Annotated in this window: 17 protein-coding genes and 1 riboswitch; of the genes, 12 read left to right on the top strand and 5 right to left on the bottom strand. The window is 60.7% G+C overall.

The window, feature by feature from the left end; genetic code table 11:
- Nucleotides 1-6 precede the first annotated feature (6 nt).
- The 3 genes from metK to V6F91_RS11990 all read left to right on the top strand — a co-directional run bounded on the left by metK (nt 7) and on the right by V6F91_RS11990 (nt 3,650).
- Nucleotides 7-1,197, top strand: coding sequence for a methionine adenosyltransferase (gene metK / locus V6F91_RS12000; protein WP_024014624.1), 1,191 nt, complete (start codon nt 7-9; stop codon nt 1,195-1,197).
- A gap of 284 nt (nt 1,198-1,481) precedes the next feature.
- Nucleotides 1,482-3,158 (top strand): NAD-dependent DNA ligase LigB, encoded by a 1,677-nt coding sequence (gene ligB / locus V6F91_RS11995; RefSeq protein ID WP_332764608.1) that lies wholly within the window; start codon nt 1,482-1,484, stop codon nt 3,156-3,158.
- Nucleotides 3,159-3,254: 96 nt separating this feature from the next.
- Nucleotides 3,255-3,650 (top strand): DUF1090 domain-containing protein, encoded by a 396-nt coding sequence (locus tag V6F91_RS11990; RefSeq protein ID WP_332764605.1) that lies wholly within the window; start codon nt 3,255-3,257, stop codon nt 3,648-3,650.
- Nucleotides 3,651-3,766: 116 nt separating this feature from the next.
- Here V6F91_RS11990 and V6F91_RS11985 read toward each other — a convergent pair whose 3' ends face one another.
- Complete coding sequence (locus tag V6F91_RS11985) at nt 3,767-4,216, bottom strand: c-type cytochrome (RefSeq protein WP_332764603.1); 450 nt, start codon at nt 4,214-4,216, stop codon at nt 3,767-3,769.
- A 128-nt stretch (nt 4,217-4,344) separates the two neighbouring features.
- Between V6F91_RS11985 and V6F91_RS11980 the strand changes: the two genes are divergently transcribed.
- Complete coding sequence (locus tag V6F91_RS11980; RefSeq protein WP_332764601.1) at nt 4,345-5,529, top strand: murein transglycosylase A; 1,185 nt, start codon at nt 4,345-4,347, stop codon at nt 5,527-5,529.
- A 115-nt stretch (nt 5,530-5,644) separates the two neighbouring features.
- Here V6F91_RS11980 and V6F91_RS11975 read toward each other — a convergent pair whose 3' ends face one another.
- The gene (locus V6F91_RS11975) at nt 5,645-6,028 is read right to left on the bottom strand and encodes an MAPEG family protein (protein WP_332764599.1); all 384 of its coding nucleotides are present in this window, start codon (nt 6,026-6,028) and stop codon (nt 5,645-5,647) included.
- 431 nt (nt 6,029-6,459) lie between these two features.
- Between V6F91_RS11975 and V6F91_RS11970 the strand changes: the two genes are divergently transcribed.
- Complete coding sequence (locus V6F91_RS11970; RefSeq protein ID WP_332764597.1) at nt 6,460-7,629, top strand: MFS transporter; 1,170 nt, start codon at nt 6,460-6,462, stop codon at nt 7,627-7,629.
- 310 nt (nt 7,630-7,939) lie between these two features.
- Nucleotides 7,940-9,202: a sodium:proton antiporter gene (locus tag V6F91_RS11965; RefSeq protein ID WP_332764595.1), complete on the top strand. Its 1,263-nt coding sequence runs from the start codon at nt 7,940-7,942 to the stop codon at nt 9,200-9,202.
- Nucleotides 9,203-9,231: 29 nt separating this feature from the next.
- Here V6F91_RS11965 and V6F91_RS11960 read toward each other — a convergent pair whose 3' ends face one another.
- Nucleotides 9,232-10,095: a LysR substrate-binding domain-containing protein gene (locus V6F91_RS11960; protein WP_332764593.1), complete on the bottom strand. Its 864-nt coding sequence runs from the start codon at nt 10,093-10,095 to the stop codon at nt 9,232-9,234.
- 91 nt (nt 10,096-10,186) lie between these two features.
- Here V6F91_RS11960 and V6F91_RS11955 point away from each other — a divergent pair, with 91 nt between their 5' ends.
- Complete coding sequence (locus V6F91_RS11955) at nt 10,187-10,600, top strand: VOC family protein (protein ID WP_332764590.1); 414 nt, start codon at nt 10,187-10,189, stop codon at nt 10,598-10,600.
- Nucleotides 10,601-10,676: 76 nt separating this feature from the next.
- The gene (locus tag V6F91_RS11950) at nt 10,677-11,921 is read left to right on the top strand and encodes a cation:dicarboxylate symporter family transporter (protein ID WP_423815328.1); all 1,245 of its coding nucleotides are present in this window, start codon (nt 10,677-10,679) and stop codon (nt 11,919-11,921) included.
- 2 nt (nt 11,922-11,923) lie between these two features.
- On the opposite strand, the gene V6F91_RS11945 is transcribed toward V6F91_RS11950, so the two are convergent.
- Together V6F91_RS11945 and V6F91_RS11940 are read right to left on the bottom strand one after the other, a co-directional pair.
- A complete protein-coding gene (locus tag V6F91_RS11945; protein WP_332764586.1) occupies nt 11,924-12,835 on the bottom strand; it encodes a formate/nitrite transporter family protein in 912 nt (303 codons plus the stop codon).
- A 155-nt stretch (nt 12,836-12,990) separates the two neighbouring features.
- Nucleotides 12,991-13,395, bottom strand: coding sequence for an acyl-CoA thioesterase (locus V6F91_RS11940; RefSeq protein ID WP_042561508.1), 405 nt, complete (start codon nt 13,393-13,395; stop codon nt 12,991-12,993).
- Nucleotides 13,396-13,574: 179 nt separating this feature from the next.
- A riboswitch (S-adenosyl-L-homocysteine riboswitch) is annotated at nt 13,575-13,674 on the top strand.
- Nucleotides 13,675-13,697: 23 nt separating this feature from the next.
- Here V6F91_RS11940 and ahcY point away from each other — a divergent pair.
- The 4 genes from ahcY (at nt 13,698) to V6F91_RS11920 (ending at nt 19,218) form a co-directional block, all read left to right on the top strand.
- Entirely contained in the window at nt 13,698-15,107 is a 1,410-nt protein-coding gene (gene ahcY, locus V6F91_RS11935) for an adenosylhomocysteinase (protein WP_203419822.1), read from the top strand.
- Between the two features lie 185 nt (nt 15,108-15,292).
- Nucleotides 15,293-16,138, top strand: a complete 846-nt coding sequence (gene metF, locus V6F91_RS11930; protein ID WP_090287084.1) for a methylenetetrahydrofolate reductase [NAD(P)H] — start codon at nt 15,293-15,295, stop codon at nt 16,136-16,138.
- Between the two features lie 170 nt (nt 16,139-16,308).
- Nucleotides 16,309-17,121 carry a substrate-binding periplasmic protein gene (locus V6F91_RS11925; RefSeq protein WP_332764582.1) on the top strand — a complete coding sequence of 271 codons (813 nt, stop codon included), beginning with the start codon at nt 16,309-16,311 and terminating at the stop codon, nt 17,119-17,121.
- 222 nt (nt 17,122-17,343) lie between these two features.
- Entirely contained in the window at nt 17,344-19,218 is a 1,875-nt protein-coding gene (locus V6F91_RS11920; protein WP_332764580.1) for a DEAD/DEAH box helicase, read from the top strand.
- The last annotated feature ends 189 nt before the right edge of the window (nt 19,219-19,407 follow it).

Here is a 19,407-nt window from a genome sequence, read left to right as displayed (position 1 = left end):
ATCGAGATGAGCGAATACTCCCTCTTCACCTCCGAGTCCGTGTCCGAAGGGCATCCGGACAAAATCGCCGACCAGATTTCCGATGCGGTGCTGGACGCCATTATTGCCCAGGACAAACACGCCCGCGTGGCCGTGGAGACTCTGGTCAAGACCGGCGTGGCCATCGTTGCCGGTGAAGTGACCACCAGCGCCTGGGTCGACCTGGAGCAGATCGTTCGTGACGTGATTTGCGACATCGGCTACACCAGCTCCGAAGTCGGCTTCGACGGCGCAACCTGCGGCGTGATGAACATCATCGGCAAGCAGTCCCCCGACATCAACCAGGGCGTTGACCGTGCCAAGCCTGAAGATCAGGGCGCCGGCGACCAGGGCCTGATGTTCGGCTACGCCAGCAACGAAACCGACGTTTTGATGCCAGCGCCGATCACCTTTTCGCACCAACTGGTGCAGCGTCAGGCCGAAGCCCGCAAATCGGGCCTGCTGCCTTGGCTGCGTCCGGATGCCAAGTCGCAAGTGACCTGCCGTTACGAAGGCGGCAAGGTGGTGGGTATCGACGCCGTTGTTCTGTCGACCCAGCACAACCCTGAAGTGTCGTACAAAGACCTGCGCGAAGGCGTGATGGAGCTGATCGTCAAGCACGTGCTGCCTGCCGAACTGCTGAGCAAGGACACCCAGTTCCACATCAACCCGACCGGCCAGTTCATCATTGGCGGCCCGGTAGGTGACTGCGGTCTGACCGGTCGCAAGATCATCGTCGACAGCTACGGCGGCATGGCCCGTCACGGCGGTGGCGCGTTCTCCGGCAAGGATCCATCGAAGGTTGACCGTTCGGCTGCCTACGCTGGCCGTTATGTGGCCAAGAACATCGTCGCGGCCGGCCTGGCCGAGCGTTGCGAGATTCAGGTTTCCTACGCCATCGGCGTTGCACAGCCGACCTCGATCTCGCTGAACACCTTCGGCACCGGCAAGATCAGCGATGACAAGATCATCAAACTGGTCCGCGAAGTGTTCGACCTGCGTCCATACGCAATCACCACCATGCTCGACCTGCTGCACCCGATGTACCAGGAAACCGCAGCCTACGGCCACTTCGGCCGCGCGCCGCAGACCAAGACCGTCGGCGAAGACAGCTTCACCACGTTCACCTGGGAAAAAACCGACCGCGCCGACGCCTTGCGTTCTGCTGCCGGCCTGTAAGCCCTTCCCCGGCTACAAAAAAAGCCCCGCACGGTTTGCGCCGTGCGGGGCTTTTTCATGCCGTGAAGTATCTTCACTTGTTCTGCTTGCAAGCCTGAGCTCACCGCGCCGGTTCAGGTCAGCGTACTTCGAAGGGACCGCTCGGTCAGTCCCCTCTCCCTCTGGGAGAGAGCTAGGGCGAGGGGCTTTTTGCCCCATACAGAAACAAGCGGCAAAACACCCACACGCCATCATCAAAATCCCCGCCTACGCTTCAAGCATCACCCCCGAGCAAGGAAGCTCACATGCTGTTCACTCTGCGCCTGCTGTCGATTCTCCTGCTGACACTCATCACCCTCCATGCCCACGCCAACTGCCCAGACTGGCCACCCACCAAAGCTCAACGCGAAATCACCGCCCTGCAAACCCAGATCGACCAATGGGACGATGCCTACCACCGCGAAGGCCGCTCGCTGATCGCCGACGAACTCTACGACCAGTCACGCCTGCGCCTGAAAGCATGGCGACAATGCTTCCTAATACCCTCGCCGCCCGCGCCATTGCGCAGCGCCAGCGGCCCCGTCCAGCATCCCGTCGCCCACACTGGCCTCGACAAGCGTCATCAAGCCGAAGACATCGAACGCTGGCTGCGGTCGCGCAAGAATGTCTGGATTCAACCGAAAATCGACGGCGTAGCGGTCACCCTGATCTATCGCCAAGGGCTGTTGCAGCAAGCCATCAGCCGTGGCGACGGCCTCTCGGGGCAGGACTGGACAACCTCGGCGCGCCAGATCCCCGCGATCCCGCAACGCCTGAGCCAACCGCAAGATCTGCTGGTGCAGGGCGAACTCTATTGGCGTTTGAAAGACCACGTGCAAGCCAACGCCGGCAGCGTCAACGCCCGCGCTACCGTGGCCGGATTGATGGGGCGCAAATCGCTGGATGCGCAACAAGCTGCCGGGATCGGTCTGTTCGTGTGGGACTGGCCGCAGGGCCCCGTGGATTTACCCGATCGAATAACCCTGCTGGCGACACTGGGTTTCGCCATCACAGAACCTTACAGCCACGCGATCAGCGACTTCGCCGAGGCGCAAAAATGGCGCGAGCACTGGTATCGCTCACCGCTGCCGTTTGCCACCGATGGCGTGGTCCTGCGCCAGAGTCAGCGCCCACCTGCCGAGCGCTGGCAGGCTCGCGCACCGTATTGGGCGACCGCCTGGAAATATCCGTTCGCGCAGGCATTGGCTGATGTGCGCAAAGTCAATTTCAAGATCGGGCGCACCGGGCGGATCACCCCGGTGCTGGAACTGACCCCGACGATGCTGGACGACCGCGAGATCAAACGGGTCAGCGTCAGCTCATTGAAGCGCTGGCAGCAGATGGATATCCGCCCCGGCGACCAGGTGGCGATCAGCCTTGCCGGGTTGACGATCCCGCGGCTCGACAGCGTGGTATTACGTGCCACCGAGCGCACAGAGCTATCTGTTCCGAACGCGCAGGACTTTCATGCGCTGAGTTGCTGGCAACCCACCGCCGGCTGCGAAAGCCAGTTTCTCGCGCGTCTGGCCTGGCTCAGTGGCAAGCAAGGGCTGGCGATGGCGCATGTCGGTCGAGGCACCTGGGAGAAACTTTTCGAAACAGGCCGCCTGAACAACCTGCTGGATTGGTTGACCCTCGACGAGCCAGAGCTTGCTAACATCGCCGGCTTCGGCGAACGCAGCAGCGCTCGCCTGATCCACAGTTTTCACAGCGCTCGCCAACAACCTTTTGCGCAGTGGCTCAAAGCCTTGGGCCTGCCGCCGACCGGTCAGGCACAACTGGCTGATACCTGGCAGGCGCTGGCACTACGCGACACCGAACAATGGCAGGCAGAACCCGGTATCGGCCCCGGCCGTGCGGCACAATTGAGCGCCTTCTTTCGCGACCCGCAAGTGTTAGCCTTGAGCGAGACCTTGCAGGCCGCCGGGATCGACGGCTTCTGAACATGCCCTTCCCGCCCGGCGGGAACCCAATGGCCGGCCCGGCGCTCCAACAGCGCAGTGCCCTCCAACCCGACTGTTTATGCACATGGAGCTTTTATGAAATTTCTCGCACCGCTCGCCCTGTTCACCCTGTGCGGCGTACTGGCCGCCCCGGCGATGGCGGAAGAAGAAGGCCCAGGCCTGACCGGTTGCGCTGCCAAGAAGCAGGGCATCATCAACCAGATCGAACAGGCCAAGTCGCGCGGCAACATGGAGCAGCAGGCCGGTCTGGAAACCGCACTGCGCGAAGTCAGTGAACACTGCACCGACGCCGGACTGAAAAAAGAACGCGAGAACAAGGTGCTTGAAGCCAAGCATGAAGTCAGCCAGCGTCAGGCTGACCTCGACAAGGCCATGAAGAAGGGCGATCCGGAAAAAATCAACAAGCGCAAGGAAAAACTGGCCGAATCGCGTAAAGAGCTGCAGGAAGCGCTGGACGAGATCGACAAGTAAGCAATCATGCGGTGAATCTGATGACCTCTTCGCGAGCAAGCTCGCTCCCACATTGGAATACATATCCCATGTGGGAGCGAGCTTGCTCGCGAAGAGGTCAGCTCAAGCGATAGAGATCAATGATCCCGAAACTGCTTATGGCAAGCACTGCAGGCATCTTCGACTTTCTGCACGGCCGGCCCGAGGTTGCTGGCCTTGTACGGCTGAACCTTGCTGGCGATGACCAGTTCACCGGTTGCCGCCTCAAGGTCTCGGGCCATTTGCTGAAACTGTGCCTGCTTCTGCCAGACATCGTCTTTGGCGCTGGTGTGATCTTCTTCGCGAATCTGCGGGAAATGCTGCCACGGCTCATGGGACAAAGCATCGAGCCTGACCGCACCTTGAGTAAATTTCGCCCCGTCGAACGGGATGCGTCCACGCAACATGCCGCCGAGGTCTTCGCTGGTCTTGAGCATCTGTTTGAAGATGGCCTTGCGCTGGCCCAGCGGGGAATTCGGATCGACCCCGCCACAGGCGGACAGGGCCAAACAGGCCAGCAATACAACAGCAATTCGTTTGAGAGTCATGGCGGCTTCAGGTCGCGGAAATCGGCGGCCAGTATCCTCGCGTCACCGTCAAACACCAATAGCCCTATTAAAAATACGGGTTGCTTGAGCGCATGGAGCACTTGGGCGACCGGAACAGGAATCACTCCATGAATCGCCGTTTCCAGGCCTGGCGTCACCCACTGCTTGCCACCCTTCCACTGCTGGCCGCACTCGCTGGCTGCACCGGCGGTGACAGCGACAAGCCAAAAACCCATGCACTGGCCACATATTCGAGCGTCACCTGGGAAGCCCTGCCCGCGGTGTCCGACAGCGATCTGGTCGCCGGTTTCGGCTCGTGGCGCAGCGCCTGCGCCCGACTGAAAGCCGATGCAGTCTGGGGCCCGACCTGCGCAACTGCCGCCAATGTGCCGCAAAGTGCCAGCGACATTCGCGCCTTCCTAAAGCAGAACCTCGATGTGTATGGCTTGCGTGCGGAAAACAACAATCCCAACGGCCTGATCACCGGCTATTACGAACCGGTCTACCCCGGCAGCCTGACGCCCACCGAGACAGCGAACGTGCCGGTGTACGGAGTGCCGGAAGACATGATCATCGTGTCCTTGGACAGCATTTATCCGGAACTCAAAGGCAAGCGCCTGCGCGGCCGGCTCGAAGGGCGGGTGCTCAAGCCATACGACGACGCCGCCACCATCGAATCCAAAGGCGTGAAAGCGCCGGTGGTGGCGTACCTGACCGACCCGATGAACCTGCAATTCCTGCAGATCCAGGGTTCGGGAAGGATTCAGACCGAGGACGGCAAACAGCTGCGCATTGCCTACGCTGATCAGAATGGCCACCCGTACCGGCCGATCGGTCGCTGGCTGGTGGAGCAAGGCGAGCTGAAAAAAGAAGACGTGACCATGAGCGCGATCAGCAACTGGGCGAAGGCCAACCCGACGCGCATTCCGCAACTGCTCGCCAGCAACCCGAGCTACGTGTTCTTCACCCGCAACCCGGACAGTAACGAAGGCCCGCGCGGCTCGCTGAACGTACCGCTGACCGCCGGCTACAGCGCGGCGGTGGATCGCAAGGTGATTCCGCTGGGCAGTCTGTTATGGCTGTCGACCACCAAACCGGACGGCACACCACTGGTGCGCCCGGTCGCGGCACAGGACACCGGCGGCGCGATCGCCGGCGAGGTTCGCGCGGATCTGTTCTGGGGCACCGGTGATGCCGCCGGGCAATTGGCCGGGGACATGAAACAGCAGGGGCAGATCTGGATGCTCTGGCCCAAAGGCGCGCCGTTGCCGCAAGTGCCGCAGGTGGCGGATGCACCGAAGGATAAATCCTGAGATCCATAGCGTCTGACCTATCGCCTTCGCGAGCAGGCTCGCTCCCACATTTGCAATGCATATTCATGTGGGAGCGAGCCTGCTCGCGAAGGGGCCATCAGTAGCGCCGAACAAGTCAGACAGAGACAAAGAAGAACGAAGCAATCAAGCCCATCCCCACAAACCACACCACCGAGCGCAACGCCGCCCAGTCGGCCAGATAGCAAATGATGTAGAGCAGGCGACTGGTGATGAACAGCACCGCCAGCACATTGACCGTTACCAACTGCGCCGTACCGACCAGGTGCGCAACGAGCACCGCGGCGGCAAATGCCGGGGTCACTTCAAAACTGTTCAATTGCGCGGCATGCGCACGTCGCGCCACACCGCCGACGCTGTCGAGAAAATCCCGCGGATCGTAATTGTCCTTCAGCCGGAAACCGCCAGACGCCTTCGCCACGATCGTGCACACGTACGGCAGGAAAATCGCGATCAACACACACCACAGAGCTACCGTCATAACACCATCCTTTTTGATTTTGGAGTTCGCGGGCAGGCAGAACGACATCGCTAGCCCCCAGGGCTAAGAGCCGCCGACGGCCGAAAGGTTCTTGAGGTAGCACATACCGACAAACCACACGGATCACACTGAGCCCGACTGCGTCACCCGCAGGACCAGAGCGTAGCTGACAAGCGGGCATTCCACCCCGGATGCAGCAACGCCGCCAGAGCTGTCGCCCCGCTTGCCGCCCCCTCGGATGTTGAATCAATTAGTCAGATTATTGATTCGCGATGTGTCCATGGCTGTTTATACTGCGCGCGACCACGCCGCATTCAGTTGCGCACAGAAAAATACCAATAATGGCTGCCTGCGCCGCTCTCGCTTGAGATCGGTCGTCGGCCCGCGTATGCCTGATCAAAGCGTCAAGACTATTAACCGAGACCTTGCGCATGCCACTCGCCTTGCTTGCCCTCGCCGTTGCCGCCTTCGGCATCGGCACCACTGAATTCGTGATCATGGGCCTGCTGCCCGATGTCGCCCGCGATCTGGCCGTGAGCATTCCCCATGCCGGCCTGTTGATTACCGGTTATGCGCTGGGCGTGGTGTTCGGCGCACCAATTCTGGCGATCGGCACCGCGAACATGCCGCGTAAAGCGACGTTGCTGGGGATGACGTTGATGTTCATCCTCGGCAACGTGCTGTGCGCCCTGGCGCCAAATTACGCCACGCTGATGGCCGCGCGCGTAGTTACGGCCCTGTGCCACGGTGCGTTCTTCGGCATCGGTTCGGTGGTCGCCGCCGGGCTGGTCGCGCCGAACAAGCGCGCCCAGGCTATCGCCATGATGTTCACCGGTCTGACCCTGGCCAACGTACTCGGCGTTCCGCTGGGCACTGCGCTCGGCCAATACGCCGGTTGGCGCTCGACGTTCTGGGCGGTGTCGGTAATCGGCGTGATCGCCGCACTCGCGCAATGGCTGTGGTTGCCAAAACACATTGCGATGGACAAGGCCAACCTTGCCAGCGAATTCAAAGTGCTCGGCAAGGTCAATGTGCTGCTGGCGCTGGGCATGAGCGTGCTGGCCTCGACCAGTCTGTTCAGTGTGTTCACTTACATTGCGCCGATTCTGCAAGACATCACCGGCGTCAGCCCCCACGGCGTCACGGTGATGTTGCTGCTGTTCGGTGTTGGTTTGACGGGGGGCAGCATGCTCGGCGGACGTCTGGCCGACAGCCGTTTGCTGCCGTCGCTGGTCGGAGTGGCTTTGGCCGTGGTGGTGATTCTGGCGGCGTTCAGCCAGACCAGTCGCTCAGTGGTGCCAGCAGCGATCACGCTGGTGTTGTGGGGGATTTTTGCTTTTGCGCTGTGCCCGATTCTGCAACTGCTGATCATCGATCAGGCCCATGAAGCACCGAACCTCGGCTCGACACTGAACCAGAGCGCTTTCAATCTGGGCAATGCGGCCGGGGCGTGGATTGGCGGGCTGGTGGTGGCCAGTGGCGCGGATCTGGCGGACCTGCCGTGGACCGGGGCGCTGGTCGGTGTGCTGACGGTGCTGGCGGCGCTGTGGTTTATTTATCTGCAACGTCGTCGGGCTGCCGGGGTCAATGTGTCTGGGTGATTGCGGTGTGCCAGATAGCAGCCCTCACCCTAGCCCTCTCCCACAGGGAGAGGGGACTGATCGGGGGATGTTCGATACTCACGCCGACCTGAACGAGCCTCGTCGAATCCATAATCGACCCGGTCGCTCGGATCGATATTCCACGCAAGACACCTCGGTCGGCTCCCTCTCCCTCTGGGAGAGGGCTGGGGTGAGGGGCTGTTGAGCGTGACGCCGAATACGAATGTGCCCTCAGCCAAACCCACCCCATCAAACCCCTGCGTCCAAACTCCGGTCGCGCTCCATTCACTTTTCATCCAAAGGACCCCGGATGCTTGAACTTGTCGCCGCTTTTATCTGTTTGACCACCCTCCTCACCTTCGTCAATTTCCGCTTCATCGGCCTGCCGCCGACCATTGGCGTGATGGTCACCGCCCTGCTGTTTTCGCTGATCCTGCAAGGCCTCAGCGTGCTCGGTTTCCCCGGCCTCGAAGACCGTGTGCAGCAACTGATCGGCCAGATCGACTTCGGCGATCTGTTGATGAACTGGATGCTGTCGTTCCTGCTGTTCGCCGGCGCCCTGCACGTCAATCTGAATGACTTGCGCAGCTACCGCTGGCCCATCGGCCTGCTGGCGACCTTCGGTGTATTGATTGCCACTGCGGTGATCGGCAGCCTCGCCTATTACATTTTTGCCCTGTTCGGCTGGCACGTGAGTTTCCTTTACTGCCTGTTGTTCGGCGCGCTGATCTCACCGACCGATCCGATTGCGGTGCTCGGTGTATTGCGCACCGCCAATGCGTCGAAACCACTGAAAACCACCATCGTCGGCGAATCGCTGTTCAACGATGGCACGGCTGTCGTGGTGTTCACCGTGCTGCTGGGCATCGCACAACTGGGCGAGACCCCGACCATCAGCGCCACGGCGATGCTGTTTGCGCACGAGGCGCTGGGCGGTGTGCTGTTCGGCGGGCTGATCGGTTACCTGGTCTATCGCATGATCAAAAGCGTCGAGCAGCACCAGATCACCGTGATGCTGACCTTGGCACTGGTGATCGGCGGTTCGGCGATGTCCACCGAACTGCACGTCTCGGCGCCGATTGCGATGGTGGTTGCCGGGCTGATCATCGGCAACCTGGGCCGTAACCTGGCGATGAACGACATGACCCGCCGCTACCTCGACGGCTTCTGGGAATTGCTCGATGACATGCTCAACGCGCTGCTCTTTGCGCTGATCGGCATGGAGCTGCTGCTGTTGCCGTTCAACTGGCTGCACATGGCCGCAGCAGGTTTGCTCGCAGTGGCGATTCTGCTGTCGCGCCTGCTCACCGTGGCCCCGGCGATTCTGCTGCTGCGGCGCTGGCGCTCAGTGCCGGCCGGCACTATCCGCATCCTCACCTGGGGCGGTCTGCGCGGCGGCGTCTCGGTAGCGTTGGCGCTGGCCCTGCCGCTGGGCCCGGAGCGCGATTTGCTGCTGAGCATCACCTACATCGTGGTGCTCTCGTCGATCCTTCTTCAGGGCCTGAGCATCGGCAAACTGGTCAAGCACGCGACGCGTAACGAGCCGTCTGTGGCGAGCGAGTCTGCGCACTGACGCATCGCCGCGGCCCACATTGAGTTTCATCATGGCGGGTTGCCGAGTAGATCGAGCAGGTGCCGCATCGCCAACGGGCGGTGCGGCGCCGAGCCGTGCATCACCACCAGCTCCCGTGAGTAAAGGTGTCCCTCCTCCACCGGCAAAACGTACAACCCTTCCAGTGCCGTCCCGGACCATTGCGGTACCAGCGAAACGCCCATACCCTGCGCAACCAGCATCACGATGGTCTCCAGCGCATCCAGTTCACACAGCACTTCGGGCTCGATTGCCTGTTCAGCAAGATATCGCTGAGCAATCTGACCGCCCCAGGAACGCGCGTCGTAACGAATCAAAGGTCCTTCGCGCAGCAACGTATCGAGCGATTTTCCGAAACACGCAGGCGGCGCAACCAGCACCAGCTTCTCGATCCTCAGCACCGTGCAGGCCAAGGCCTTCGGCGGCTGAAATGGCGGCCTCACCAGAATGGCCGCGTCCAGCTCACCATTGAGCAATTTTTCGTAAAGGCTTTTCGAGTCACCCGGCGTGATCCTGAGTTTCAGGTTGGGTGCCGACAGTGTCAGGCGCTCGATCAGGTCTGGCAGTACGCCAGTCAGGGCGGTGGAAATGGCCCCGACTTTCACTTCGCCCGTTAATCCATCCTGGCGCAGGTCATGCTGCAATATCTGCGTCAGCTCAATAATTGCTTTGATCTTCGGCAAAACCATCAGGCATTGATCCGACGGTTGCACCGCATGGGCCGTGCGCAGCAGCAGCGTACAGCCCAGGGTGCGTTCAAGCGTCTGCACACGCTGACTGATTGCCGCCGCCGTACGATTTTCCCGCCGCGCCGCCGCTGCAATCGAGCCGGTTTCAATGACGGCCACCAGACTTCTCAGAAAGCGTACGTCCATAAGTTTTCCTTTCGCTCAGAACAAGGCGAAGCCGTTATGCCTCGCCGTACGGCCTGCTTAACCTGAGTGCTCCTTCACTCAGGGCTACCCCATGAACAGACCTTTTCACGCTGCATACCATGTTTGCGACCTGGACCAGTCGCGGATTTTTTATCGGGATGTGTTGGGCTGCATCGAGGGCCGCAGTACCGAGACATGGGTCGACTTCGATTTTTTCGGCAACCAGATCTCCCTGCATCTGGGCGTTCCGTTTGCCACTACCCGCTCCGGACAAGTAGGCGAGCACAAGGTGTTGATGCCGCACATTGGCGTCGTCCTGCCGCTGGAGGAGTGGCTGGCACTGGCTGAACGCCTGATCCGCCTCGGCACCCTTTTCGAAATTCCACCCGTGATCCGCTTTGCCGGCGAGCCAGGAGAACAACGCACAATGTTTTTCCTCGATCCCAGCGGTAATCCAATCGAAGTCAAAGGCTTCAAGGACTTCAATAACCTCTTCGCGCGCTGATTTCCCCACCAACAAACACAAGAAAAAGGGGCACAACATGAGCAAGAAAAAAACCTCGAGCCTTGTCACCCGCATCATGATCGGGCTGGTCGCCGGGATTGTCGTCGGCATCCTTCTAAACCAGTTTCCGGAGCACAAGGCATGGTTCATCGACAACCTGCTGCAGCCGGCCGGAGATCTGTTTATCCGGCTGATGAAGATGATCGTGGTGCCGCTGGTCTTTGCCTGCATGGTGGTCGGCATTGCTGGCGCCGGCAGCACGAAAGCGCTCGGGCGAGTCGGCATCAAGACGCTGGTCTACTTCTTTACCATCACCAGTATTGCCATCGTCTTCGGGCTGGTCGTCGGTAACATATTTCAACCCGGCGCCGGCGCGGATTTCAGCAGCACCCTGCAAGCACCGGCATCCGCTTTGGCCACTGCCGGGGAAACGCAAAACCTTGGCCGAACGCTGGTCAACATCGTGCCCGATAACATCGTGCTGGCGATGTCCCAGGGCAAACTGCTGTCGGTGCTGTTTTTCGCCATTATGTTCGGCTGCGCCTTGTCAATGCTGCCCGAGCAGCAAAGGGCGCCGTTGATCGCAGTCATGCAAGCCATATCGGACACCATGTTCAAGGTTACGCATCTGGTCATGCACTATTCGCCGATAGGCATCTTCGGCCTGATCGGAGTCACCGTGGCCAGCTTCGGTCTCAGTGCGTTGATGCCGCTGGCCAAGCTGATCGCCATCACTTACCTGGCGGTATTGCTGTTCGCATTCGGCGTACTGGGGCTGGTGGCACGCATCGCCGGCATCGGATTTTTCCACCTGCTCAGGGAAATCCGCAGTGAACTCATACTGGCTTACAGCAGCGCGGCGTCCGCCACGGTGATGCCGCAACTAATTGAAAAAATGCAGCGATATGGCGCGCCGCGCTCAATCACCAGCATGGTCATTCCCTTGGGCTATTCATTCAATCTCGATGGCGCTTCACTGTTTGCAGGGCTGGGTACCCTGTTCATCGCCCAGGCTTACTGCATCGACCTGGGCTGGGCCGATCAAGCCATGCTGGTATTGATCATGGTGCTGACGTCCAAAGGGGCCGCAGGGGTGCCGGGCTTCATGTTCATCATCTTGACCGCGACGCTGACTACTGCAGGATTGCCGGTAGAAGGCGTAGCGATCATTGCTGGCGTCTATCGCCTGATGGACATGCCCGTCACCGCTCTCAATGTGCTGGGCAATGCCTTGGCGCCGTTGGTCATCGCCCGATGGGAGGGCCAACTGAAAGCACCCGACGACGCACCATCTGCGGATCAGCCGACGCTGCAAGCCTGAAGCTATCCGCCTCGGTGATCGGTACCCACCGCGCGTTTATCTGCCGAGCCTGTTTCATCAGGGCTCGGCTTGTCAGCCTGCGGCGCACCGCTTTCGCTGCGAATCTGCGCATGGCTGATCAGCGCGAAGATGAAACTGCCGCCGATGATATTCCCTGCCAGCGTCGGCCCGGCGAACACCATCCAGAAATCACTCCACGGCAGTTCTCCGGCAAACACCAGATACGACACTTCCGCCGATCCGACCACGATGTGGGTGAAGTCGCCTAATGCCATGAAGTAGGTGATGAGGACGATGATCCACATCTTCGCGTTCTCCATGGACGGGATCATCCAGACCATGGTGGCAATCATCCAGCCGGAAATGATGCCCTTGGCGAACATCTGGCTGGCGTGGTTTTCCATGACTTTGCGGCCGATTTCGAGAAAGGCATGGTCAGTCTTGCTGTCGAAGATCGGCAATTCGAGCATGACGTAGGCGACCAGAAGGGTGCCGCAGAGGTTGCCGACCAGCACCACTGTCCACAGACGGATCAGTCGCAGGAAATTCTTCAGCGTCGGCTTGGTCATTACCGGCAACACCGCAGTCAGGGTGTTTTCGGTGAACAGTTGCTGGCGGGCCAGAATCACCGCGAGGAAACCTGCGCAGTAGCCGAAACTGGCGATCACCTTGAACTCGTCACCGTCGGGCAGGCGCGAATTGAGCAGGCCCATGCCCATCAGCGACAACCCCATGGTCAATCCGGCCGCCAACGCCGACCACCAGAGCGCAGCAATGCTGCGCTCCAGTTCCTGATCGCCTTGGGTGCGGATGATCTCGTGCAGAACCGCCGCGCGAGGCGGCTGGCTTTTCTCGACTTCGTGCTGCTCTTTGGCCGAGAGGTCGGGGGTTTTGTCGCTGGTGGGCGTGGTCATGGCGTGGCAACCGTGGGGGGGCGATTTAGCTACGACCGTTGCGCTTCATGGCTGTTCAGTGGCCAGGTGAATCTTCGCAGTCCCGGCATCGCTCCCACAGCGATCACGCTGAACCTGTGGGAGCGAGCCTGCTCGCGAAGGACGCCCCGCCGAAGCTACTGAACGGCCTCGTCATCCTTGAACTGGTCTTTCACATACCGGATCTCGGTCCGCCCATGCGGCGCCGGCAAGCCGTCCTCGCCCAGATTCACAAAGACCATTTTCTCAACGGTCAGAATGCTCTTGCGGGTGATCTTGTTGCGCACCTCGCACGTCAGGGTGATCGAGGTGCGACCGAATTCGGTGGCGGTGATGCCCAGTTCGATGATGTCGCCCTGGCGCGAGGCGCTGACGAAGTTGATTTCGGAAATGTACTTGGTCACCACACGCTGGTTGCCCAACTGGACGATCGCATAGATCGCCGCTTCTTCGTCGATCCAGCGCAGCAGGCTGCCGCCAAACAGGGTGCCGTTGGGGTTGAGGTCTTCGGGTTTTACCCATTTGCGGGTGTGGAAATTCATGGGGGGGGCTCCTGGATCGAGGCGATTGGGCGTTAGGGGTATTGGCCCCCAGCTTCAAGTTTTAAGCTACAAGCTGCAAGTAAAAGCCGATCAGCTTGTCGCTTGCAGCTTGCAACTTGCAGCTCAAAGACAGCTATAATCGCCACCGATTCAAAACGGCTATGCCGTTTTCCCGCCACCTGTCCGAGGGGCGCTGCAGCAGGTTCGACCTGTCAGGCTCGGATGGGGCGTTGACCGGCCACAGGCTGGACACTAAACGCACAACGGCGCCCATTCGCATACATTACGAATGGAGGCTCTTCATGAGCGCTGTTATCACGCCTGCAGATTTTACCGATTACAAAGTCGCCGACATGTCCCTGGCCGCCTGGGGCCGTCGCGAAACCATCATCGCCGAGTCGGAAATGCCGGCCCTGATGGGCCTGCGTCGCAAGTACGCCAGCGAGCAGCCGCTCAAAGGCGCGAAGATCCTTGGCTGCATCCACATGACCATTCAGACCGCCGTGCTGATCGAAACCCTGGTTGCCCTGGGTGCCGAAGTCCGCTGGTCATCGTGCAACATTTTCTCCACCCAGGATCAGGCCGCTGCCGCTATCGCTGCTGCCGGTATCCCGGTGTTCGCCTGGAAAGGCGAAACTGAAGAAGAGTACGAGTGGTGCCTGGAGCAGACCATCCTCAAGGATGGCCAGCCATGGGACGCCAACATGATCCTCGACGACGGCGGCGACCTGACCGAGCTGCTGCACAAGAAATACCCGCAGGTGCTGGACCGCGTTCACGGCGTGACCGAAGAAACCACCACCGGCGTACACCGCCTGCTGGACATGCTGGCCAAGGGCGAGCTGAAAATCCCGGCCATCAACGTCAACGACTCGGTGACCAAGTCCAAGAACGACAACAAGTACGGCTGCCGTCACAGCCTCAACGATGCGATCAAGCGTGGCACCGACCACCTGCTGTCCGGCAAGCAAGCGCTGGTCATCGGTTACGGTGACGTGGGCAAGGGCTCGGCCCAGTCCCTGCGTCAGGAAGGCATGATCGTCAAGGTTTCCGAAGTCGACCCGATCTGCGCCATGCAAGCGTGCATGGACGGTTTCGAACTGGTATCGCCGTTCATCGACGGTATCAACGACGGTTCCGAAGCGAGCATCGACAAAGCGCTGCTGGGCAAGATCGACCTGATCGTGACCACCACCGGTAATGTCAATGTTTGCGACGCGAACATGCTCAAAGCCCTCAAGAAGCGCGCTGTGGTCTGCAACATCGGTCACTTCGACAACGAAATCGACACCGCTTTCATGCGCAAGAACTGGGCATGGGAAGAAGTGAAACCACAGGTGCACAAGGTTCACCGCACCGGTGCCGGCAGCTTCGACCCACAGAACGACGACTACCTGATCCTGCTGGCCGAAGGCCGTCTGGTGAACCTGGGCAACGCCACCGGTCACCCGAGCCGCATCATGGACGGTTCGTTCGCCAACCAGGTTCTGGCGCAGATCTTCCTGTTCGGCCAGAAATACGCCGACCTGTCGCCAGCGCAGAAAGCCGAGCGTCTGACCGTGGAAGTACTGCCGAAGAAACTCGACGAAGAAGTGGCCCTGGAAATGGTTCGCGGCTTCGGCGGCGTGGTCACCCAACTGACCAAGCAACAGGCTGACTATATCGGCGTCACCGTCGAAGGCCCGTTCAAGCCGCACGCCTACCGCTATTAAAAGCAGCTGCGAGCGACAAGCTGCAAGCGGCAAGTAAAAGCGGGTGGTTTACTTGAGGCTTGTAGCTGTCGCTGGCTTCTTCATCGTTATTTCGCAGCCGCTGGTTGCAAGCTCCAGGCACAAGATTTCGGCGCTCCGCCCTCTTGCAGCTTGAAGCTTGCAACTTGCAGCTGGAGGTCCCCTCCATGTCTCAAGACCGTCGCTACAGCTTCGAGTTCTTCCCGACCAAGACCGATGCTGGGCATGAAAAACTGCTCGCCACTGCCCGTCAGTTGGCCACTTACAATCCCGACTTCTTTTCCTGCACCTACGGCGCCGGCGGTTCGACCCGTGACCGCACGCTCAACACCGTGCTGCAGCTGGAAAGCGAAGTCAAAGTACCGGCCGCACCGCATCTGTCGTGCGTCGGCGACAGCAAGGACGACCTGCGCGGGCTGCTGAACGAGTACAAGGCTGCCGGCATCAAGCGCATCGTCGCACTGCGCGGCGACCTGCCATCCGGCATGGGCATGACCAGCGGTGAGCTGCGTCACGCCAATGAACTGGTCGAATTCATTCGTGAAGAGACCGGCGACCATTTCCACATCGAAGTCGCCGCCTACCCGGAGATGCATCCGCAGGCGCGCAACTATGAAGACGATCTCGCCAACTTCGTGCGCAAGGCCCGTGCCGGTGCCGACAGCGCGATCACCCAGTACTTCTTCAACGCCGACAGCTACTTCTACTTCGTCGAGCGTTTGCAGGCACAGGGTGTTGATTTGCCGATCGTGCCCGGGATCATGCCGATCACCAACTACAGCAAACTCGCGCGCTTCTCCGACGCCTGCGGTGCGGAAATTCCGCGCTGGATCCGCAAGCAACTGGAAGCCTACGGCGATGACACGCAAAGCATTCAGCGCTTTGGCGAGCAAGTCGTCAGCGAGATGTGCGAGCGCCTGTTGCAGGGCGGCGCGCCGGGGCTGCACTTCTATTCCATGAACCAGGCCGAGCCTAGCCTGGCGATCTGGAACAACCTGAAGTTACCGCGCTGAAGCAGCTGCAAGCTTCGAGCTGAAAGCTACAAGCAGGATCAAGAGATCGCAGTGTTTGGCAACGCCTTTGTCGGGTTGTCAGGGCTGCGATTTTTTTGTTTGAAGCCGCGAAACAGAGCTTGTGCGGCTGCTTTCTGGCTCTTTCGCGATTCTCGTCGTAATCTCCAGCCATGCCTTTGATCACACAGTTGTTCGCCGTGCTGGTATTTGCTTGCCTGAGCTTCGCTGCTCGGGGCGAGAAGCTGCGTATTGTCACCGAGCCGTGGGCGCCGTACGTGTATGAAGACGGCAGCAAGAAGCTCGGCCTCGACTACGAAACCACGGCCATCGTGTTCCAGCGTCTGGGCATCGAAGTCGAATGGCAGTTCCTGCCGTGGAAGCGCTGCCTGTCGATGCTTGAAACCGGTCAGGCTGACGGCGCGCTGGATATTTTTCACAGCGCCGAGCGCGACAGCACCCTGCTCTATCCGAGTGAGCCACTGTCGGATGTCGAGTTCGTGATGTTCTACGCCAATGACCGGCCGCACCCGTTCAATCGTCTCGAAGAACTCAAAGGCCTGACCATCGGCACCTCGCCCGGCTATCTATACAGCGAAGATTTCAGCCAGTCGGACCAGTTTATTCGCGAACCGGCGCCGACCCATGAAGCCAACTTCGGCAAACTGGTGCGTGGGCGCATCGACCTTCTGATTACCGATCGGCGCGTCGGTCAGCATTTGCTCGATGAATTGAATATACGCAGCCTGATCACCGAAAATCCCACGGTTATTAGTCGCCAGAGCCAGTTTCTGGCCGTTCGGCGCAATGCTGGCATGGATCTGCTGGTGCAGCGATTCGGCGCTGAACTCAAGCGTTTCAAGCGTGAACCGGCCTACGCCGAGCTGAGCGCGCGCTACGGGGCCGCCCCCGTTGGCAGTGTTTTGTTGAACTCGGCGACGGTGAGCGGTAAAACCGTTGAGCAGCAGGAAAGCGGCGCGCGGTGATTGCTCTGTTATACTCCGGCGTTCCCGCCAGGCTCACGCCCGGACGCCCGGAACCGTAACAGGCCTCCCGACCCGCTACAGCGCAGCTTTGCAGCCCGCGCGAGCGCTCCCGACGTGCCTTCGGAACCGCAGCAGGACCGGACGGGATTGCGTCCTCTTAAACGCCATTCGCGCCAGGCAAGACTCCCATTGGGCCAAGCCCTAACTAAAACAGGATTACTCATGTCCTTTGCTTCCCTCGGTCTCTCCGAGGCTTTAGTCCGCGCCATCGAAGATGCGGGCTATACCGAGCCTACTCCGGTGCAACAGCGGGCCATTCCCGCCGTGTTGCAAGGTCGCGACCTGATGGTTGCGGCACAGACAGGTACCGGTAAAACCGGCGGTTTCGCCCTTCCGATCCTGGAGCGGTTGTTTCCCAACGGTCACCCGGACAAATCCCAGCGTCACGGCCCGCGCCAACCGCGCGTCCTGGTCCTGACCCCGACCCGCGAACTCGCGGCCCAGGTCCACGAGAGCTTCAAGATCTACGCCCGTGACCTGAAATTCGTCAGCGCCTGCATCTTTGGCGGCGTCGGCATGAACCCGCAGGTTCAGGCCATGTCCCGCGGTGTCGACGTGCTCGTCGCCTGCCCGGGTCGTCTGCTCGACCTCTGCGGCCAGGGCAGCGTTGATCTGTCCCACGTTGAAATCCTCGTCCTCGACGAAGCCGACCGCATGCTCGACATGGGTTTTGTGCACGACGTGAAGAAAGTTCTCGCGCGCCTGCCGGCCAAACGCCAGAACCTGCTGTTCTCGGCAACCTTCTCCAAGGACATCACCGACCTCGCGGGCAAGCTGCTGCACAACCCGGAACGCATCGAAGTGACGCCGCCGAACACCACGGTCGAGCGCATCGAACAACGCGTATTCCGCCTGCCGGCCAGCCACAAGCGAGCCTTGCTGGCGCATCTGATCACCGCTGGCGCGTGGGAACAGGTACTGGTTTTCACCCGCACCAAGCACGGCGCCAACCGTCTCGCTGAATACCTGGACAAGCATGGCCTGCCGGCTGTGGCGATCCACGGCAACAAGAGCCAGAACGCGCGCACCAAAGCGCTGGCTGATTTCAAGGCCAACCAGGTCCGCATTCTGGTTGCCACTGACATCGCCGCCCGTGGTCTGGACATCGACCAGTTGCCACACGTGGTCAACTTCGAGCTGCCGAACGTCGATGAAGATTACGTGCACCGGATCGGCCGCACGGGCCGTGCCGGTCGTTCGGGCGAAGCGATCTCGCTGGTCGCACCGGACGAAGAAAAACTGCTGAAAAGCATCGAGCGTATGACCAAGCAGAAGATCGCCGACGGCGATCTGATGGGCTTCGATTCGAGCACCATTGAAGCCGAGAAGCCAGAAGTGCGTGAGCGTCCGGACATCCGCAATCCGCGTAACCCTCGCGGCCCGCGCGGCGATGGCCCGAATGGCGGCGGCGGTGGCGGCGGTCGTAAAGACAAGGGCAAGGACAAGGGCAAGGAAAAACCCGCCGGCGAACGTGGCGAGCGCCCTGCCCGTCAGCAGAAGCCGCGTGAAGGGACGCCGAGCCGCGAACAGCGTCCGAGCCAGCCACCACGCGCAGCATCTGATCGTGCGCCGGACGAGTTCCTCGACGACGATATCGATAACTTCGGTAACCGCGTCGACTACGTGCCGAAAGCCCCACCGGCTGGCGGCCGTGGTCGTCGCCCTGGCGCACCGGCTCAAGGCGCAGGTGCCGGCGCACCACGCGGCGGCCAGTCGCAGGGTCGCCAGAACGGCCCGCGCAACAGCAACGGCTCGAGCACTGGCACCCCTCCGGCCAAACGCAGCGGCCCGCGCAACGGTGCACCGCGTGACGGTCAGGGCCGTCGTGACGAGTCTTCGTCGTCATCGCGCAACCGCCGTCCAGCCCGTGACGATCAGCCACGGAGCGAGCCAGCCGTGCAAAATCCGCGCAGCACCGGGCCGAAGATCATGCACAAGGAATCGAAAGCCGACCGCTTTCCGACCCCTGAGCAGCTCGATCAACTGCCAAGCCGCCCGCGTGGCGAAAAACCAGCACTGCTGACCCGCAATCGCTGAGTTGACGCCGCAATAAAAAATGCCCCGAATCGCAAGAGCCGGGGCATTTTTTTGCTGGGGCGAATCCCTGCATCACCACAATCCCCCTGTGGGAGCGAGCTTGCTCGCGAAAGCGTCGGATCAGTCGAGACCTCTGGTGAATGACACACCGCATTCGTCGGATCGCCGCCCGGAGCAAGCTCGCTCCCA

It is taken from the genome of Pseudomonas koreensis (genome assembly GCF_036668835.1).
Classification (GTDB): domain Bacteria; phylum Pseudomonadota; class Gammaproteobacteria; order Pseudomonadales; family Pseudomonadaceae; genus Aquipseudomonas; species Aquipseudomonas koreensis_I.
This window is presented reverse-complemented; position numbering and strand designations above follow the sequence as displayed.

Coding starts and splice junctions, on each gene's coding strand:
- metK (WP_024014624.1), top strand. CDS start 7: ATGAGCGAATACTCCCTCTTCACCTCCGAGTCCGTGTCCGAAGGGCAT.
- ligB (WP_332764608.1), top strand. CDS start 1,482: ATGCTGTTCACTCTGCGCCTGCTGTCGATTCTCCTGCTGACACTCATC.
- V6F91_RS11990 (WP_332764605.1), top strand. CDS start 3,255: ATGAAATTTCTCGCACCGCTCGCCCTGTTCACCCTGTGCGGCGTACTG.
- V6F91_RS11985 (WP_332764603.1), bottom strand. CDS start 4,216: ATGACTCTCAAACGAATTGCTGTTGTATTGCTGGCCTGTTTGGCCCTG.
- V6F91_RS11980 (WP_332764601.1), top strand. CDS start 4,345: ATGAATCGCCGTTTCCAGGCCTGGCGTCACCCACTGCTTGCCACCCTT.
- V6F91_RS11975 (WP_332764599.1), bottom strand. CDS start 6,028: ATGACGGTAGCTCTGTGGTGTGTGTTGATCGCGATTTTCCTGCCGTAC.
- V6F91_RS11970 (WP_332764597.1), top strand. CDS start 6,460: ATGCCACTCGCCTTGCTTGCCCTCGCCGTTGCCGCCTTCGGCATCGGC.
- V6F91_RS11965 (WP_332764595.1), top strand. CDS start 7,940: ATGCTTGAACTTGTCGCCGCTTTTATCTGTTTGACCACCCTCCTCACC.
- V6F91_RS11960 (WP_332764593.1), bottom strand. CDS start 10,095: ATGGACGTACGCTTTCTGAGAAGTCTGGTGGCCGTCATTGAAACCGGC.
- V6F91_RS11955 (WP_332764590.1), top strand. CDS start 10,187: ATGAACAGACCTTTTCACGCTGCATACCATGTTTGCGACCTGGACCAG.
- V6F91_RS11950 (WP_423815328.1), top strand. CDS start 10,677: ATGATCGGGCTGGTCGCCGGGATTGTCGTCGGCATCCTTCTAAACCAG.
- V6F91_RS11945 (WP_332764586.1), bottom strand. CDS start 12,835: ATGACCACGCCCACCAGCGACAAAACCCCCGACCTCTCGGCCAAAGAG.
- V6F91_RS11940 (WP_042561508.1), bottom strand. CDS start 13,395: ATGAATTTCCACACCCGCAAATGGGTAAAACCCGAAGACCTCAACCCC.
- ahcY (WP_203419822.1), top strand. CDS start 13,698: ATGAGCGCTGTTATCACGCCTGCAGATTTTACCGATTACAAAGTCGCC.
- metF (WP_090287084.1), top strand. CDS start 15,293: ATGTCTCAAGACCGTCGCTACAGCTTCGAGTTCTTCCCGACCAAGACC.
- V6F91_RS11925 (WP_332764582.1), top strand. CDS start 16,309: ATGCCTTTGATCACACAGTTGTTCGCCGTGCTGGTATTTGCTTGCCTG.
- V6F91_RS11920 (WP_332764580.1), top strand. CDS start 17,344: ATGTCCTTTGCTTCCCTCGGTCTCTCCGAGGCTTTAGTCCGCGCCATC.